This is a genomic window from Pseudomonas sp. gcc21, assembly GCF_012844345.1.
In the GTDB taxonomy this organism is placed as follows: domain Bacteria; phylum Pseudomonadota; class Gammaproteobacteria; order Pseudomonadales; family Pseudomonadaceae; genus Halopseudomonas.
On sequence record NZ_CP051625.1, the window covers coordinates 3,134,315 to 3,150,553 of the forward strand.

Consider the following 16,239-nt stretch of genomic DNA (forward strand, 5'->3'; position numbering starts at 1 on the left):
TCAAACCTCTGCAATAGCACGATTTCTTGCTTTCTCTAGTGAATCAGGAACATGTAGGAATGTGCTGCCGTCTCGGTCTAACAGATATTTAAAAAATAACTTAAAATATATTCTCTGGCCGTTACCAATTTTTTTCGATTTTTCTCGAATGTCATCCAAATACTTATTTAACTGAAGCAAGTCATTTTCACCAAAAGTCAAGTCTGGAATTATATCGCCTACTTCGTTCAGGCCTGCGATTACCTGTGAATGCATCAACTCCGCTATTGCCGCGCCAAAACCCGTTAGTGGCTGACTTTTGTTGAATATTTTATAAACTTCCCGCCCAAACGGGTTGGCATTCAAGCGTAAATCCTCATCCACAGCGTCCGGATAGCGCCAGTTAGCATATTGAGAATCAAATGCTAGGGATAACGCACGGTAGGAGTTTACAAAGTCTGTGAACTCTATCTTCTCCGAGCTCTCATCAGAAATAAATTTTATTGTTCTTACAGTTTGGAGTATGTCGAATCTATCAATCGGGAGTTCATTTTTCTCTAAAAACGAGGTGTAACCTTCAATTAAGTCTGAAAATCTATAAGCGTGAATTGTTTTAACGGCTGCTTCATCGACTTCGCGAAGAATAGTTACGCCATCTATTCCTTCTTCTGCATACTTAGAGAACAATATTTCTAGCTGATGACGTAATGTCATTGGAGTCTGACCAGTATTCAGGGTCAGCATTCTATATAATATTCCAGTATCACTGATGGAAAGGTAAGCCTCGACTCTGATCATGTATTTTTCAGTTAGTCCGTCGAAGTATTCCCTGTTATTGTTGTATACATCAATAATGGAGAGAGACCGTTGCAAACCATCTAAAATCTTGAGGTTTCCGAAATCGGCTAGAACTTCATCTAGAAGCTCTTCCTCTGTACTGTTAGATCTTAGCGCAGAGGTGGAGGCCAGAACAATCGGAGGGATAATACACTCCTTGAGAATGTCTTCTTTTAGGAGGTTGTAAATACTGCCGCTTTTACTCACTCTATTCCGCTGGTATGGGTTGTTGTTTATTATGTTCCCAGCTAGCTCGGCGTAGCTCCCAATATCAATAACAAACTGAATATTTAGGGAGTTTACCTTTTTATCCTGTAGTACATACGTGATTTTTCTCATTTTTTACCCGCAATCATGTTTGTTTCTCGCCTAAATCCTAAATATAGGAAACGTAGGCGGTTTCTATGCTCATTGAACGCGCAGCGTAAGGGCATACCACAGTGGCTGCAATATAGTCAATGCTAATGCCAGCTCTCACAAATTATAGAGCTAGGTCGAGCGTAGGCTGTTTGTCAAAGAGAATCATAATTTATTCTCCGACATCCGTAACCTTTTTGCATTTTTCAATGGCACTAGCCCATCCAGGAACTGCCAGTTTCCTTTGGCCTTCGGGTACTTGATTAGCCCCAAGTGCTGCCATAACCCGAACTACCCATATCTGACAGGCCGCTTCTGGCCGATAGCGGTCAGCCAAGGCAGTAGTGTTGACCTCGGGTGCCGGCGGTTCAGGCTGCACCAAGCCGGGCAACCATGGAACCCGCAACACCTTGATCTTAGGCAGCGAAGACCTACCTCTATTATCGCATATAGAGGCTTTTCCTAATCTCCGATGCGGCTCCCTCCCTAGCAGCGCTAGTACCTTGGCAGGCTTCAGATACTGGGCGATCTGTCCACACAGCCGTGCGCCCCTCACTGTAGCACCTACCCCAAAATTTTTCTTCTGGAGTTCGGTTTGCCAATCGTTCGGCGGTAGCGGCTTTCTTAGCAGCTTCCTTAGCATTCTTGGCGTACACCGCTGAATTCCCCTTGTGGACTGTTAGGAAGCCCAGGATGACTGCCGCCGCTAGAAAAACTGGAGCTAGTAGAGCTGCACGTTGCATGGTCATACCATCAGGTTGTGTAGATTCGTACAGCACTGCCCCAATTAAAGCCAAAGCGACAAGTGTGCATCCAGCGTAGTACGCAGCGGAAGTTGCAAAGGTAAAGCTGGATGCCATCCACAGAAAAAAGAATGCTGGGAAGGCTAATAAAAATCCTAAGACAGGCACTATTGCCAGCCGAAGCCCTGCAGAAAGGGCTATACCAAGAATGAAGCCTGCCGAGTTTTTCTGATCTTTGGTGAGCACATCTACCTCCTTTTAGACTGCCGGAAATGCCGATCAGTCTTGCAATTTTGTCTGGATTTGTCGGGTTTTATAAAAATACCGTCTTGCCGGCATCGAAGTGTTGTACCCCATACGGGTGAAGAATTGTATTCCGTGAGGGTTAATAGCCGCAGTTAAGGCTTGCCACGTCAGCAACACGGTGACCTCGGTCTACCACCTGTTTGACGGCTTCGATTTTGAATTCTTCTGTGTATCGTACTTGGCTCATGAATCCCCCTAAGTGGGGGTTCTAGGGATTTTCCGTCCAAAAACGACAAAGTGCTCTGGAGGCCACGCCGTCCGCGGCCTCCAGAGGGGTATTACTTTTTTGGCGCTTCACATAGCCAGTCACAATAAATCAATCACTTAGCAGTCTGAATGTCGCATTTGGACGGAAAATCCCTAGAACCCCATGAAGGCCAAGGCGGACTCGAAAAAATCCAACCTGCCCAATGCCGGAAACTCGTCGAGCATCAACAGCAGGCGATGGCGCTTGCCGGAGGTGGTCAATTCCTCGGTCAACCGCCTCCCAATCTGGTTGAGGATCAGGCGGATTAGCGGCTTTGTGCGGTTAATGTCGGATGGCGGCACGACCAGATAGAGCGTGACGGGCTGGCGGCTGCCGACCAGATCGGCAATGCGCCAGTCGCAATGCGCCGTCACCCGCGCCACCACGGGATCGCGGTAGAGGCCGAGAAACGACATGGCGGTGGAGAGCACGCCCGACCGCTCGTTCTCGGATTTGTTCAACAGTTCGCGGGCGGACGACGCGATGACGGGATGAAGGCCCGCCTCGCCGAGATGCGGCGTGTCCATCATGGCGCGCAAGGTCGCCTCGACCGGGCGGCGGGGATCGGACAGGAAGTTGGCGACGCCCGCCAAGGTCTTATCCTTCTCCGCGTAGAGAACATGCAGGATCGCGCCGACCAGCAAGCTATGGCTGGTCTTTTCCCAATGATTGCGCTTGTCGAGACTGCCTTCGGGATCGACCAGAATATCCGCGATATTCTGCACGTCGCGGACTTCCCATTCGCCCTGCCGCACCTCCAGCAGCGGGTTGTAGGCCGACGATCTGGCGTTGGTCGGATCGAACAGCAGCACGCGGCCATGCTTCGCGCGGAAGCCCGCTGTCAGCGTCCAGTTCTCGCCTTTTATGTCGTGAACGATGGCGGATGCCGGCCATGTCAGCAGCGTCGGCACCACCAGCCCGACGCCTTTGCCGCTGCGCGTCGGGGCGAAGCATAGAACATGCTCGGGACCATCATGGCGCAGATAGTCCCGGTCGTATCGGCCGAGCAGGACGCCATCGGGGCCGAGCAATCCGGCCGCGCGGATTTCTCTGTCCTCGGCCCATCGCGCCGAACCGTAGGTGGCGACGTTCCGGGCTTCGCGCGCGCGGATGATCGACATGAAGATGGCGGCAGCGATGGCGAGGAAGCCGCCCGATACGGCGATGATGCCGCCCTCGACGAAGATCGCGGGCGCATAGGCGTCGAACGAAAACCACCACCAGAAGAAGGCCGGTGGATAATAGACCGGCAGGCCCACCAGCTCGAACCACGGATTGCCAAGCTGCGGCTGGAAGCCGAGGCGGAATGCTATCCATTGCGTCGCCGCCCACGTCATCACCAGAACGATGGTGAAAACGACAGCGATCTGACCCCAAAGGATTCGGCCTCCGCGCAATGCAGGCTCCAGTTGGCAAGAGAGATTGAGCCGATTAGAGAATAAGCGTTTGCGCGGGAGGCAATAGCAAAGATGATGCAGGAGGGCTGCCGGATACTATCGGCGGCAAATAGGATGGGTGCTCGCAATTTCGAGCACATCCAAATGAATCAATTAGATCGGCTCATCTTGTCGGCGAGTCCAAGCAAATTTCGGAGCGCAACACTGCGATTGTGAGGCGACCAGACCGCCGAGAAAGCGACCGGCTCGGGTTCGTCGGTGATCGGCAGGAAGACCACCCCGGATGTTGGCAAGAGGGACGAAGCCGCACCTATGACAGTGATACCGAAATCCTGTCCCACCATCGACAGCAAGGTGCCGCGCCCAACATCAAATCTAAGGATCGAAGGCGCGGGCCAGGTTCCGGCAAGGCGTAAAACGATATGGTCATGCACTTGTGGGCCGGTGCCACCATGTCTGACGATGAACGTGTCCGCTGCCAGATCAGCCCATGTGGCGGCCGAGCGTCCAACAAGAGCGTGCCGCGCCGACACAGCGGCTAAAAGGGGTTCGGTCCATATTCGCCGGGAATGACAGTCGGGCGGTTTGGACGTGCCGGCAACGAACGCAATATCCAGCCGGTCGGCTCGAAGCTGCGTGAGAGTATCGCGTGCTGTGCCCTCCGTGATTTCGATGTCGAGATTGGGATGGTCCTTTCGATACTGACCAATCAGCTCTGCAAGGAAGCTGCCCGGAATCAGGGCATAGACACCGATGCGTAGCCGGCCGCATTCGCCTTGCGCTGTCATGCCGGCGGTCTTGACGGCGTGATCGAGTTGATCGACGCCTGCCACGACCCGCTCCATGAAGTGTCTGCCTGCATCCGTCAGCCGGACGCCTCGCGCATGGCGCTCGAACAGCAGGACACCAAGATTTTCTTCCAGCGCCTTAACGCGCGCGCTGACGCTCGACTGACTGACGCCGAGCGCGTTGGCCGCGTGCCGAAAGTTCAGATGCTCAGCGACGGCAACGAACTGAACAAGGGAAATGAGCGGTATCCTGCCGGACAGGATACCGCCATTCACGAGGCTGCGATGGCGGGTGCGCCGCATGGGTGCCAGCCGTCCTACCAATCGCCGGTTAGACGACTGGCGACCTCTCGGAAGGAACGTCGCGGGATCGAAGTAGCGCCAGACCCACCGATACCAGCACCGCCATCGTCGTCGCGTAGACGATCACGGGCCATGCGGTGTCGCCATTTAACAGCGTCACCGCCAATGTCCCGACGATGCTGACGATCAGACTTTGAATGCAGAAGTAGAACGCGACTGCCGATCCTGCGATGTCATCGAACTGTGCAAGCGCGCCGTTGGCGGTAACAGACACCGTGACGACAATGCCGACCGCCATAACCCACATTGGTAGGACGAAGGTGAGGAATGACGGCGAGCCGTAGAGTTCGCCTATCCCCAACAGGACCGCTCCGCAAACGAGCAGCGCCATCCCACGCGCCACGCATCCCGCGATGCCCCATCTGGCGACAAAGGACTTCGCGAAGCGGGTTGTCACGATCATGACGAATCCGACAGTGGCGAAGGCTAAGCTGAATCCGATCTCCGAATAGTCCGCTTGGCCTATGAGCACGCGGGGGGCCGTCGAGAAGAAGACAAAGAAAGTGCCCATGCCGGCGCTAAAGCCGACCGTGTAAACCCAAAAGGCCGGACTCGCGAAGATCGGCAAAACGGATCGGCGCGTTCCTGCTCCGTCCAACGGGCGGGTTTCGTGCCATCTGAAACCGGCATTCAAGAGTGCGGGTAACGCAAGCGCAGCCAGCGTGACGAATATCGCCCGCCATCCGAAAAACTCGCCGATGAGTGCTCCAGCGATTGGGCCAAGAGCAGGTACGAAGGCCAGCATCGAACTGAAAAGGCCGTAGATGACGACGCCCTCGGGCTGGCTGGCATACACGTCGCGAACCGTCGCGAACGTCGCCACCAGCGCAGCCGATGCGCCGACCGCTTGAAGCAGGCGGAAGGCGACCAAGGCTGCGGCCGTTGACGACCATGCTGCTCCGAGAGACGCAACGACGAAAATCACCCCGCCAGCAAGCAGGACTGGCCGTCGCCCGATGCGATCCGAAAGCGGCCCGAAGATCACTTGGCCCACGCCGAGCATCACCATGTAGAGGCTCAACGTGAGTTGGATAGTAGATGGCGTCGTATTCAGGATGCCGGGCATCGCCGGAACGACGGGAAGGTAAATATCCATCGCCAGTGACGCGAGGATGTCGAAGGGAGCCATCAGCAGCAGAGCTGCCGGCAACGTATAAGCCCACGCGGGGCGTGTGGTGGTCATGACGAATCAACCTCTCGAATAAGGATTCCGGGCGGCGTCTGCTCGTCAGCAATCAAACAGGATTGGTCTTACAGAACGCCGCAACAACAATGCTTGTTGTTGCGGCTTACTTGTCTGCTGTAATACTGGCTCCCATGCCGTTGACCTCACATTGAAAAGATGGATGGCGATTCTATCCGATCATCCCTTCCATCGCAATGCGTCGAGCTGCCAATCCGGGGTTGGACCACCTAGAGTCCAATCCCTCTCTGCCGGCCCAACTGCCAAGACACCGATCCGCCCTGCACGACGCCCATGACCTCGCGGCCGAGCTGACGGTCGATGATCGGCCGCCATGGGACAAGGGTGAACTCATGGGATTTCTCGACCACGGCGAACTTGCCGCTCGATAGCTGCACGGTGCCGGTGAACTTGCCGCTGACGCTCTCGCCATCCGCTGCTGCGCGGAACGGCAGACCTTTGCTCTCGGCCATCTCGGCGCCGACGCGGGCAACCTCGCGTTCGCGCAACGTGGCGAGAAGACTACGCCGATAGAAGATGCGGCCGTCCCGCGCTCGGGCGGCGTCGCCCTGTTCGATATGATGCTCGCGGCGCTGGTCCGCCACTCGTTCGCGACGGCCTTGCTCCGCAGCGGTTACGACATTCGAACCGTGCAGGATCTGCTCGGCCATTCCGACGTCTCTACGACGATGATTTACACGCATGTGCTGAAAGTTGGCGGTGCCGGAGTGCGCTCACCGCTTGATGCGCTGCCGCCCCTCACTAGTGAGAGGTAGGGCAGCGCAAGTCAATCCTGGCGGATTCACTACCCCTGCGCGAAGGCCATCGGTGCCGCATCGAACGGCCGGTTGCGGAAAGTCCTCCCTGCGTCCGCTGATGGCCGGCAGCAGCCCGTCGTTGCCTGATGGATCCAACCCCTCCGCTGCTATAGTGCAGTCGGCTTCTGACGTTCAGTGCAGCCGTCTTCTGAAAACGACAAGTCCCCTGCACGATGCTGTCTTGCGCCGTCACTTTACTAACCATAAACACCCTTTGTATGCCTTAGACAGAATTACGGGTTAAGTGACAATTTTTGACGACCGGCACGTTCTGGCTCACACTGTCACATAATCGAACGTTTGTGATACATGCTGATCGGATATGCCCGCGTCTCCAAAGCCGATGGCTCGCAGTCTCTCGACCTGCAGCACGACGCCTTGCGCGCCGCAGGTGTCGAACGGGACAATATCTATGATGATCTTGCTTCCGGCGGTCGTGATGATCGCCCTGGTTTGACCGCTTGCCTCAAGTCATTGCGTGACGGCGATGTGCTGGTGGTCTGGAAGCTCGATCGCCTCGGACGATCGCTTGCCCATCTGGTCAACACGGTGAAGGAGCTGTCAGACCGCAAGATCGGCCTGCGGGTTCTGACTGAAAAGGGCGCTCAGATCGACACCACGACTGCGTCCGGTCGCATGGTGTTCGGAATCTTCGCCACCTTGGCTGAGTTCGAGCGGGATCTGATCCGAGAGCGCACCATGGCGGGTCTCGCCTCCGCGAGAGCGCGCGGTCGCAAGGGCGGACGAAAATTCGCGCTCACCAAAGCTCAGGTGCGTCTCGCGCAAGCCGCCATGGCCCAGCGCGATACTTCAGTTTCCGATCTCTGCAAGGAACTTGGCATCGAGCGCGTCACTCTCTACCGGTACGTCGGCCCCAAAGGCGAGCTCAGAGACCATGGAAAGCATGTTCTTGGCCTTGCATAGCAACTCTTTTCTTTTCGCAGGTTGAGCCACCTCCGCGCCTCATCAGCAAACTGAAGGAACCTCCATTGAATCGGACTTATATTTTTTTGGGTGAATCGCATTCTGACTGGTTGCCTGTCAGAGGCGGAGAATCCGGTGATTTTGTTTTTCGACGTGGTGACGGGCATGCCTTCGCGAAAATCGCACCTGCTTCCCGTCGCGGTGAGCTCGCTGGAGAGCGTGACCGCCTCATTTGGCTCAAAGGTCGAGGTGTGGCTTGCCCCGAGGTAATCAACTGGCAGGAGGAACAGGAGGGCGCATGCCTAGTGATAACGGCAATTCCGGGAGTACCGGCGGCGGATCTGTCTGGAGCAGATTTGCTCAAAGCGTGGCCGTCAATGGGGCAGCAACTTGGGGCTGTTCACAGCCTATCGGTTGATCAATGTCCGTTTGAGCGCAGGCTGTCGCGAATGATCGGACGCGCCGTTGATGTGGTGTCCCGCAATGCCGTCAATCCCGACTTCTTACCTGACGAGGACAAGAGTACGCCGCAGCTCGATCTTTTGGCTCGTGTCGAACGAGAGCTACCGGTGCGGCTCGACCAAGAGCGCACCGATATGGTTGTTTGCCATGGTGATCCCTGCATGCCGAACTTCATGGTAGACCCTAGAACTCTTCAATGTACGGGTCTGATCGACCTTGGGCGGCTCGGAACAGCAGATCGCTATGCCGATTTGGCACTCATGATTGCTAACGCCGAAGAGAACTGGGCAGCGCCAGATGAAGCAGAGCGCGCCTTCGCTGTCCTATTCAATGTATTGGGGATCGAAGCCCCCGACCGCGAACGCCTTGCCTTCTATCTGCGATTGGACCCTCTTACTTGGGGTTGATGTTCATGCCGCCTGTTTTTCCTGCTCATTGGCACGTTTCCCAACCTGTTCTCATTGCGGACACCTTTTCCAGCCTCGTTTGGAAAGTTTTTTTGCCAGACGGGACTCCTGCAATCGTCAAAGGATTGAAACCTATAGAAGACATTGCTGATGAACTGCGCGGGGCCGACTATCTGGTATGGCGCAGTGGGAGGGGAGCAGTCCGGTTGCTCGGTCGTGAGAACAATCTGATGTTGCTCGAATATGCCGGGGAGCGAATGCTCTCTCACATCGTTGCCGAGCACGGCGACTACCAGGCGACCGAAATTGCAGCGGAACTGATGGCGAAGCTGTATGCCGCATCTGAGGAACCCCTGCCTTCTGCTCTTCTCCCGATCCGGGAGCGCTTTGCAGCTTTGTTTCAGCGGGCGCGTGACGATCAAAACGCAGGTCGTCAAACTGACTACGTCCACGCGGCGATTATAGCCGATCAAATGATGAGCAATGCCTCGGAACTGCGTGGGCTACATGGCGATCTGCATCATGAAAATATCATGTTCTCCAGTCGCGGCTGGCTGGTGATAGATCCAGTCGGTCTGGTCGGTGAAGTGGGCTTTGGCGCCGCCAATATGTTCTACGATCCGGCTGACAGAGACGACCTTTGTCTCGATCCTAGACGCATTGCACAGATGGCGGACGCATTCTCTCGTGCGCTGGACGTCGATCCGCGTCGGCTGCTCGACCAGGCGTACGCTTACGGGTGTCTTTCCGCGGCTTGGAACGCGGATGGAGAAGAGGAGCAACGCGATCTAGCTATCGCGGCCGCAATCAAGCACGTGCGACAGACGTCATACTAGATATCAAGCGACTTCTCCTATCCCCTGGGAACACATCAATCTTACCGGAGAATATCGTTGGCCAAAGCCTTAGCGTAGGATTTCGCCCCCTCCCGCAAACGACCCCTATAGCAGCGGAGGGGTTGGATCCATCAGGCAACGACGGGCTGCTGCCGGCCATCAGCGGACGCAGGGAGGACTTTCCGCAACCGGCCGTTCGATGCGGCACCGATGGCCTTCGCGCAGGGGTAGTGAATCCGCCAGGATTGACTTGCGCTGCCCTACCTCTCACTAGTGAGGGGCGGCAGCGCATCAAGCGGTGAGCGCACTCCGGCACCGCCAACTTTCAGCACATGCGTGTAAATCATCGTCGTAGAGACGTCGGAATGGCCGAGCAGATCCTGCACGGTTCGAATGTCGTAACCGCTGCGGAGCAAGGCCGTCGCGAACGAGTGGCGGAGGGTGTGCGGTGTGGCGGGCTTCGTGATGCCTGCTTGTTCTACGGCACGTTTGAAGGCGCGCTGAAAGGTCTGGTCATACATGTGATGGCGACGCACGACACCGCTCCGTGGATCGGTCGAATGCGTGTGCTGCGCAAAAACCCAGAACCACGGCCAGGAATGCCCGGCGCGCGGATACTTCCGCTCAAGGGCGTCGGGAAGCGCAACGCCGCTGCGGCCCTCGGCCTGGTCCTTCAGCCACCATGCCCGTGCACGCGACAGCTGCTCGCGCAGGCTGGGTGCCAAGCTCTCGGGTAACATCAAGGCCCGATCCTTGGAGCCCTTGCCCTCCCGCACGATGATCGTGCCGTGATCGAAATCCAGATCCTTGACCCGCAGTTGCAAACCCTCACTGATCCGCATGCCCGTTCCATACAGAAGCTGGGCGAACAAACGATGCTCGCCTTCCAGAAAACCGAGGATGCGAACCACTTCATCCGGGGTCAGCACCACCGGCAAGCGCCGCGACGGCCGAGGTCTTCCGATCTCCTGAAGCCAGGGCAGATCCGTGCACAGCACCTTGCCGTAGAAGAACAGCAAGGCCGCCAATGCCTGACGATGCGTGGAGACCGAAACCTTGCGCTCGTTCGCCAGCCAGGACAGAAATGCCTCGACTTCGCTGCTGCCCAAGGTTGCCGGGTGACGCACACCGTGGAAACGGATGAAGGCACGAACCCAGTTGACATAAGCCTGTTCGGTTGGTAAGCTGTAATGCAAGTAGCGTATGCGCTCACGCAACTGGTCCAGAACCTTGACCGAACGCAGCGGTGGTAACGGCGCAGTGGCGGTTTTCATGGCTTGTTATGACTGTTTTTTTGTACAGTCTATGCCTCGGGCATCCAAGCAGCAAGCGCGTTACGCCGTGGGTCGATGTTTGATGTTATGGAGCAGCAACGATGTTACGCAGCAGCAACGATGTTACGCAGCAGGGCAGTCGCCCTAAAACAAAGTTATGTGCTTTCTCTAAAACTCACCAGGTTCACCAAAACTTTTTTCTAGCTGGCCGCATCGCTTATTTTGAATTAGCACCCTTTAAAATGCCATTTTGATGCCTTATCTTGGCTAAAACGGGGTGTTTTAAGTGTCTGTTTTTATTGGTTTTGTTTTTGTTGAGAACTTTCAGGTAAATGGTAGTCTTCAAATCAAATGTTTTTTGGAGCTACAGCATGGAAAAATCAAAGCAATTATATAATCAAGTGAACTTCTCACATCAGGACTTGCAAGAACATATCTTTAGCAATTGTACTTTTATACATTGTAATTTTAAGCGCTCAAACCTTCGAGATACACAGTTCATTAACTGTACTTTCATAGAGCAGGGGGCACTGGAAGGGTGCGATTTTTCTTATGCTGATCTTCGAGATGCTTCATTTAAAGATTGTCAGCTTTCAATGTCCCATTTTAAGGGGGCAAATTGCTTTGGTATTGAACTGAGAGATTGTGATCTTAAAGGGGCAAATTTTAGCCAAGTTAGTTTTGTAAATCAGGTTTCGAATAAAATGTACTTTTGCTCTGCATACATAACAGGTTGTAACTTATCCTATGCCAATTTTGAGCAGCAGCTTATTGAAAAATGTGACCTGTTCGAAAATAGATGGATTGGTGCAAATCTTCGAGGCGCTTCATTTAAAGAATCAGATTTAAGTCGTGGCGTTTTTTCAGAAGACTGCTGGGAACAGTTTAGAGTACAAGGCTGTGATTTAAGTCATTCAGAGCTTTATGGTTTAGATCCTCGAAAGATTGATCTTACAGGTGTAAAAATATGCTCGTGGCAACAGGAGCAGTTACTGGAGCAATTAGGGGTAATCATTGTTCCTGACTAAGCGCAAGATTCGGCTACGCACATAACAAAGCGTTTAAGACAGATTCGCAACGCTGGGCATTTTCGGTTTGCTTTGAATTTAGTGTTTACGGCACAATGGTTTAGGTTGGGTGGCATGTTGCTCACTACTTAACGCGGCGTTAGATGTAATTAACCGGAAAGTTGCGCACGAATAATTTTTTTCTTCAAGACTACAACTTTAAGAGAAAAGAACACATAATCCCTTCGAATCATATTGGAGGCGGATCATGAAAAGCTGGTTATTTCTTACTGTTGCAATTCTTGGAGAGGTAGTTGCAACATCTGCATTAAAGTCCAGTGAAGGTTTTACGAAGCTCGTACCATCTTTCATCGTAATTGTTGGCTATGGAATTGCATTTTATTTCCTTTCATTGGTCTTGAAGTCTATTCCTATAGGGGTGGCCTATGCAGTTTGGTCTGGCCTTGGCGTAGTATTAGTCACTGCTGTTGCATGGGGGCTTTACGGGCAAAAAATTGATGCATGGGGTTTCGTGGGTATTAGTTTAATAGTTTGCGGTGTATTGGTTTTAAATTTGCTTTCTAAAGCAAGCGTTCATTAAGTGGCACTGGCATCTAACAATCGGCAGCAGGCGGTCAGCCTACACTACGCGGTTTTGTGTTACTCGCTGCGCTCAAACATTAACACAAAACCGCTCCGTTACGGCTGCCGCTGTGCCGGGCGTTAACCTCTGAGGAAGAATTGTGAAACTATCACTAATGGTAGCTATATCGAAGAATGGAGTTATCGGGAATGGCCCTGATATTCCATGGAGTGCCAAAGGTGAACAGCTCCTGTTTAAAGCTATTACCTATAACCAATGGCTGTTGGTTGGACGCAAGACTTTTGAATCAATGGGAGCATTACCCAACCGAAAGTATGCGGTCGTAACACGTTCAAGTTTTACATCTGACAATGAGAACGTAGTGATCTTTCCATCAATTAAAGATGCTTTAACCAACCTAAAGAAAATAACGGATCATGTCATTGTTTCAGGTGGTGGGGAGATATACAAAAGCCTGATCGATCAAGTAGATACACTACATATATCTACAATAGACATCGAGCCGGAAGGTGATGTTTACTTTCCTGAAATCCCCAGCAATTTTAGGCCAGTTTTTACCCAAGACTTCGCCTCTAACATAAATTATAGTTACCAAATCTGGCAAAAGGGTTAACAAGTGGCAGCAACGGATTCGCAAACCTGTCACGCCTTTTGTACCAAAAGCCGCGCCAGGTTTGCGATCCGCTGTGCCAGGCGTTAGGCAGCACAGAGCGACCATTTCATGTCCGCGAGCACCCCCCCCATAACTCTTCGCCTCATGACCGAGCGCGACCTGCCGATGCTCCATGATTGGCTCAACCGGCCGCACATCGTTGAGTGGTGGGGTGGTGACGAAGAGCGACCGACTCTTGATGAAGTGCTGGAACACTACCTGCCCAGAGCGATGGCGGAAGAGTCCGTAACACCGTACATCGCAATGCTGGGCGAGGAACCGATCGGCTATGCTCAGTCGTACGTCGCGCTCGGAAGCGGTGATGGCTGGTGGGAAGATGAAACTGATCCAGGAGTGCGAGGAATAGACCAGTCTCTGGCTGACCCGACACAGTTGAACAAAGGCCTAGGAACAAGGCTTGTCCGCGCTCTCGTTGAACTACTGTTCTCGGACCCCACCGTGACGAAGATTCAGACCGACCCGACTCCGAACAACCATCGAGCCATACGCTGCTATGAGAAGGCAGGATTCGTGCGGGAGAAGATCATCACCACGCCTGACGGGCCGGCGGTTTACATGGTTCAAACACGACAAGCCTTCGAGAGAAAGCGCGGTGTTTCCTAACAACTCATTCAAGCCGACGCCGCTTCGCGGCGCGGCTTAATTCAGGTGTTAGGCGGCAAACCAACCAGCGGCGCAACTGTGATAAGAGCCTTGCTCACACTCATCGCATTCCTCGTCACCTTGCCGGTGATCGGCGTCATGACATTCTTTGCTGTCATCTTCTTGGCTGGCCCGCACGGCGGCGTCCTACCTCAATGGACAGAGCCAGTAGTCCTCATTCTCGGCTGGTCGGTGGTGATAGTCTTTCCCACCCTCGTTGCCCGCAAAGTTTGGCTACGAACTGGCAAGGCCAAATAGATGTCTTCTGGCAGCTTCGGCGTCAACTTCAGCTACATTGTCGCCACTGGCGGCAGCACGAGCATTGGCATTTCTGGCACTTGCCGCCTAACAATTCGTTCAAGCCGAACTTGCTTCGTTCCACCAAAGCCATGGCAGAAAGAGCTTGCCATGGCTTTGGCTCCACTACGCAAGTCGGCTTAACTCAGGCGTTAGCCATATTATGGAGCCTCATGCTTTTATATAAAATGTGTGACAATCAAAATTATGGGGTTACTTACATGAAGTTTTTATTGGTATTTTCGCTTTTAATACCATCCGTGGTTTTTGCAAGTAGTTCAAAGTTTCGGCAAGTTGAACAAGACGTTAAGGCAATTGAAGTTTCTCTTTCTGCTCGTATAGGTGTTTCCGTTCTTGATACTCAAAATGGAGAATACTGGGATTACAATGGCAATCAGCGCTTCCCGTTGACAAGTACTTTTAAAACAATAGCTTGCGCTAAATTACTATATGATGCTGAGCAAGGAAAAGTTAATCCCAATAGTACAGTCGAGATTAAGAAAGCAGATCTTGTGACCTATTCCCCTGTAATAGAAAAGCAAGTAGGGCAGGCAATCACACTCGATGATGCGTGCTTCGCAACTATGACTACAAGTGATAATACTGCGGCAAATATCATCCTAAGTGCTGTAGGTGGCTCCAAAGGCGTTACTGATTTTTTAAGACAAATTGGGGACAAAGAGACTCGTCTAGACCGTATTGAGCCTGATTTAAATGAAGGTAAGCTCGGTGATTTGAGGGATACGACAACTCCTAAGGCAATAGCCAGTACTTTGAATAAATTTTTATTTGGTTCAGCGCTATCTGAAATGAACAAAAAAAAATTAGAGTCTTGGATGGTGAACAATCAAGTCACTGGTAATTTACTACGTTCAGTATTGCCGGCGGGATGGAACATTGCGGATCGTTCAGGTGCTGGCGGATTTGGTGCTCGGAGTATTACAGCAGTTGTGTGGAGTGAGCATCAAGCCCCAATTATTGTGAGCATCTATCTAGCTCAAACACAGGCTTCAATGGCAGAGCGAAATGATGCGATTGTTAAAATTGGTCGTTCAATTTTTGACGTTTATACATCACAGTCGCGCTGATAAGGCTAACAAGGCCATCAAGTTGACGGCTTTTCCGTCGCTTGTTTTGTGGCTTAACGCTACGCTACCACAAAACAATCAACTACAAAGCCGCAACTTATGGCGGCGTTAAACATCATGAGGGAAGCGGTGATCGCCGAAGTATCGACTCAACTATCAGAGGTAGTTGGCGTCATCGAGCGCCATCTCGAACCGACGTTGCTGGCCGTACATTTGTACGGCTCCGCAGTGGATGGCGGCCTGAAGCCACACAGTGATATTGATTTGCTGGTTACGGTGACCGTAAGGCTTGATGAAACAACGCGGCGAGCTTTGATCAACGACCTTTTGGAAACTTCGGCTTCCCCTGGAGAGAGCGAGATTCTCCGCGCTGTAGAAGTCACCATTGTTGTGCACGACGACATCATTCCGTGGCGTTATCCAGCTAAGCGCGAACTGCAATTTGGAGAATGGCAGCGCAATGACATTCTTGCAGGTATCTTCGAGCCAGCCACGATCGACATTGATCTGGCTATCTTGCTGACAAAAGCAAGAGAACATAGCGTTGCCTTGGTAGGTCCAGCGGCGGAGGAACTCTTTGATCCGGTTCCTGAACAGGATCTATTTGAGGCGCTAAATGAAACCTTAACGCTATGGAACTCGCCGCCCGACTGGGCTGGCGATGAGCGAAATGTAGTGCTTACGTTGTCCCGCATTTGGTACAGCGCAGTAACCGGCAAAATCGCGCCGAAGGATGTCGCTGCCGACTGGGCAATGGAGCGCCTGCCGGCCCAGTATCAGCCCGTCATACTTGAAGCTAGACAGGCTTATCTTGGACAAGAAGAAGATCGCTTGGCCTCCCGCGCAGATCAGTTGGAAGAATTTGTTCACTACGTGAAAGGCGAGATCACCAAGGTAGTCGGCAAATAATGTCTAACAATTCGTTCAAGCCGACGCCGCTTCGCGGCGCGGCTTAACTCAAGCGTTAGATGCACTAAGCACATAATTGCTCACAGCCAAACTATCAG

At 53.0% G+C, this 16,239-nt stretch carries 13 protein-coding genes and 6 pseudogenes; 10 read left to right on the plus strand and 9 right to left on the minus strand.

All coding sequences use genetic code 11. From position 1 onward, the window contains the following. From HG264_RS14355 to HG264_RS14385, 8 genes and pseudogenes are all read right to left on the minus strand, one after another. Positions 1-1,155 carry a hypothetical protein gene (locus tag HG264_RS14355; RefSeq protein WP_169408288.1) on the minus strand — a complete coding sequence of 385 codons (1,155 nt, stop codon included), beginning with the start codon at positions 1,153-1,155 and terminating at the stop codon, positions 1-3. Positions 1,156-1,613: 458 nt separating this feature from the next. Next, positions 1,614-2,162: a hypothetical protein gene (locus HG264_RS14360; RefSeq protein ID WP_169408289.1), complete on the minus strand. Its 549-nt coding sequence runs from the start codon at positions 2,160-2,162 to the stop codon at positions 1,614-1,616. A gap of 160 nt (positions 2,163-2,322) precedes the next feature. Next, positions 2,323-2,409: pseudogene (locus tag HG264_RS14365) on the minus strand (transposase); the annotation flags it as partial. A 182-nt stretch (positions 2,410-2,591) separates the two neighbouring features. After that, positions 2,592-3,866, minus strand: a pseudogene (gene traG, locus HG264_RS14370) (IncP-type conjugal transfer protein TraG); the annotation flags it as partial. 149 nt (positions 3,867-4,015) lie between these two features. Next, entirely contained in the window at positions 4,016-4,654 is a 639-nt protein-coding gene (locus tag HG264_RS14375; protein WP_258236883.1) for a LysR family substrate-binding domain-containing protein, read from the minus strand. Positions 4,655-4,657: 3 nt separating this feature from the next. Then, positions 4,658-4,957, minus strand: a pseudogene (locus HG264_RS18725) (LysR family transcriptional regulator); the annotation flags it as partial. 28 nt (positions 4,958-4,985) lie between these two features. Next, positions 4,986-6,200 carry a chloramphenicol/florfenicol efflux MFS transporter FloR gene (gene floR, locus HG264_RS14380; RefSeq protein ID WP_169408290.1) on the minus strand — a complete coding sequence of 405 codons (1,215 nt, stop codon included), beginning with the start codon at positions 6,198-6,200 and terminating at the stop codon, positions 4,986-4,988. Between the two features lie 230 nt (positions 6,201-6,430). Further along, positions 6,431-6,880 (minus strand): annotated as a pseudogene (locus tag HG264_RS14385) (DUF3363 domain-containing protein); the annotation flags it as partial. On the opposite strand from HG264_RS14385, the pseudogene HG264_RS14390 reads away from it, so the two are divergent. From HG264_RS14390 to HG264_RS14405, 4 genes and pseudogenes are all read left to right on the plus strand, one after another. Further along, a pseudogene (locus HG264_RS14390) lies at positions 6,797-6,976 on the plus strand (tyrosine-type recombinase/integrase); the annotation flags it as partial. The pseudogenes HG264_RS14385 and HG264_RS14390 overlap by 84 nt on opposite strands. 351 nt (positions 6,977-7,327) lie before the next feature. Further along, complete coding sequence (locus tag HG264_RS14395; RefSeq protein ID WP_099593669.1) at positions 7,328-7,942, plus strand: recombinase family protein; 615 nt, start codon at positions 7,328-7,330, stop codon at positions 7,940-7,942. Positions 7,943-8,007: 65 nt separating this feature from the next. Further along, positions 8,008-8,811 carry an aminoglycoside O-phosphotransferase APH(3'')-Ib gene (aph(3'')-Ib, locus tag HG264_RS14400; protein WP_025464697.1) on the plus strand — a complete coding sequence of 268 codons (804 nt, stop codon included), beginning with the start codon at positions 8,008-8,010 and terminating at the stop codon, positions 8,809-8,811. After that, positions 8,811-9,647, plus strand: a complete 837-nt coding sequence (locus HG264_RS14405) for an APH(6)-I family aminoglycoside O-phosphotransferase (RefSeq protein ID WP_000480959.1) — start codon at positions 8,811-8,813, stop codon at positions 9,645-9,647. The genes aph(3'')-Ib and HG264_RS14405 overlap by 1 nt, the downstream gene beginning before the upstream one ends. Positions 9,648-9,907: 260 nt before the next feature. Here HG264_RS14405 and intI1 read toward each other — a convergent pair whose 3' ends face one another. Continuing rightward, on the minus strand, positions 9,908-10,921 hold the full coding sequence (gene intI1 / locus HG264_RS14415; protein ID WP_002075255.1) for a class 1 integron integrase IntI1: 1,014 nt from the start codon (positions 10,919-10,921) through the stop codon (positions 9,908-9,910). A gap of 371 nt (positions 10,922-11,292) precedes the next feature. On the opposite strand from intI1, the gene HG264_RS14420 reads away from it, so the two are divergent. The 6 genes and pseudogenes from HG264_RS14420 to aadA1 all read left to right on the plus strand — a co-directional run bounded on the left by HG264_RS14420 (position 11,293) and on the right by aadA1 (position 16,188). Further along, on the plus strand, positions 11,293-11,949 hold the full coding sequence (locus HG264_RS14420) for a quinolone resistance pentapeptide repeat protein QnrVC6 (protein ID WP_032495607.1): 657 nt from the start codon (positions 11,293-11,295) through the stop codon (positions 11,947-11,949). A gap of 247 nt (positions 11,950-12,196) precedes the next feature. Next, entirely contained in the window at positions 12,197-12,529 is a 333-nt protein-coding gene (qacK, locus tag HG264_RS14425; protein WP_052484405.1) for a quaternary ammonium compound efflux SMR transporter QacK, read from the plus strand. A 142-nt stretch (positions 12,530-12,671) separates the two neighbouring features. Further along, entirely contained in the window at positions 12,672-13,145 is a 474-nt protein-coding gene (gene dfrA1, locus HG264_RS14430) for a trimethoprim-resistant dihydrofolate reductase DfrA1 (RefSeq protein ID WP_000777555.1), read from the plus strand. A gap of 108 nt (positions 13,146-13,253) precedes the next feature. Then, positions 13,254-13,808 (plus strand): AacA4 family aminoglycoside N(6')-acetyltransferase, encoded by a 555-nt coding sequence (locus tag HG264_RS14435; protein WP_169408291.1) that lies wholly within the window; start codon positions 13,254-13,256, stop codon positions 13,806-13,808. A 557-nt stretch (positions 13,809-14,365) separates the two neighbouring features. Beyond that, complete coding sequence (locus HG264_RS14440) at positions 14,366-15,232, plus strand: PSE family carbenicillin-hydrolyzing class A beta-lactamase CARB-12 (RefSeq protein WP_063857839.1); 867 nt, start codon at positions 14,366-14,368, stop codon at positions 15,230-15,232. A 117-nt stretch (positions 15,233-15,349) separates the two neighbouring features. Then, positions 15,350-16,188 (plus strand): annotated as a pseudogene (aadA1, locus tag HG264_RS14445) (ANT(3'')-Ia family aminoglycoside nucleotidyltransferase AadA1). Positions 16,189-16,239 lie beyond the last annotated feature (51 nt).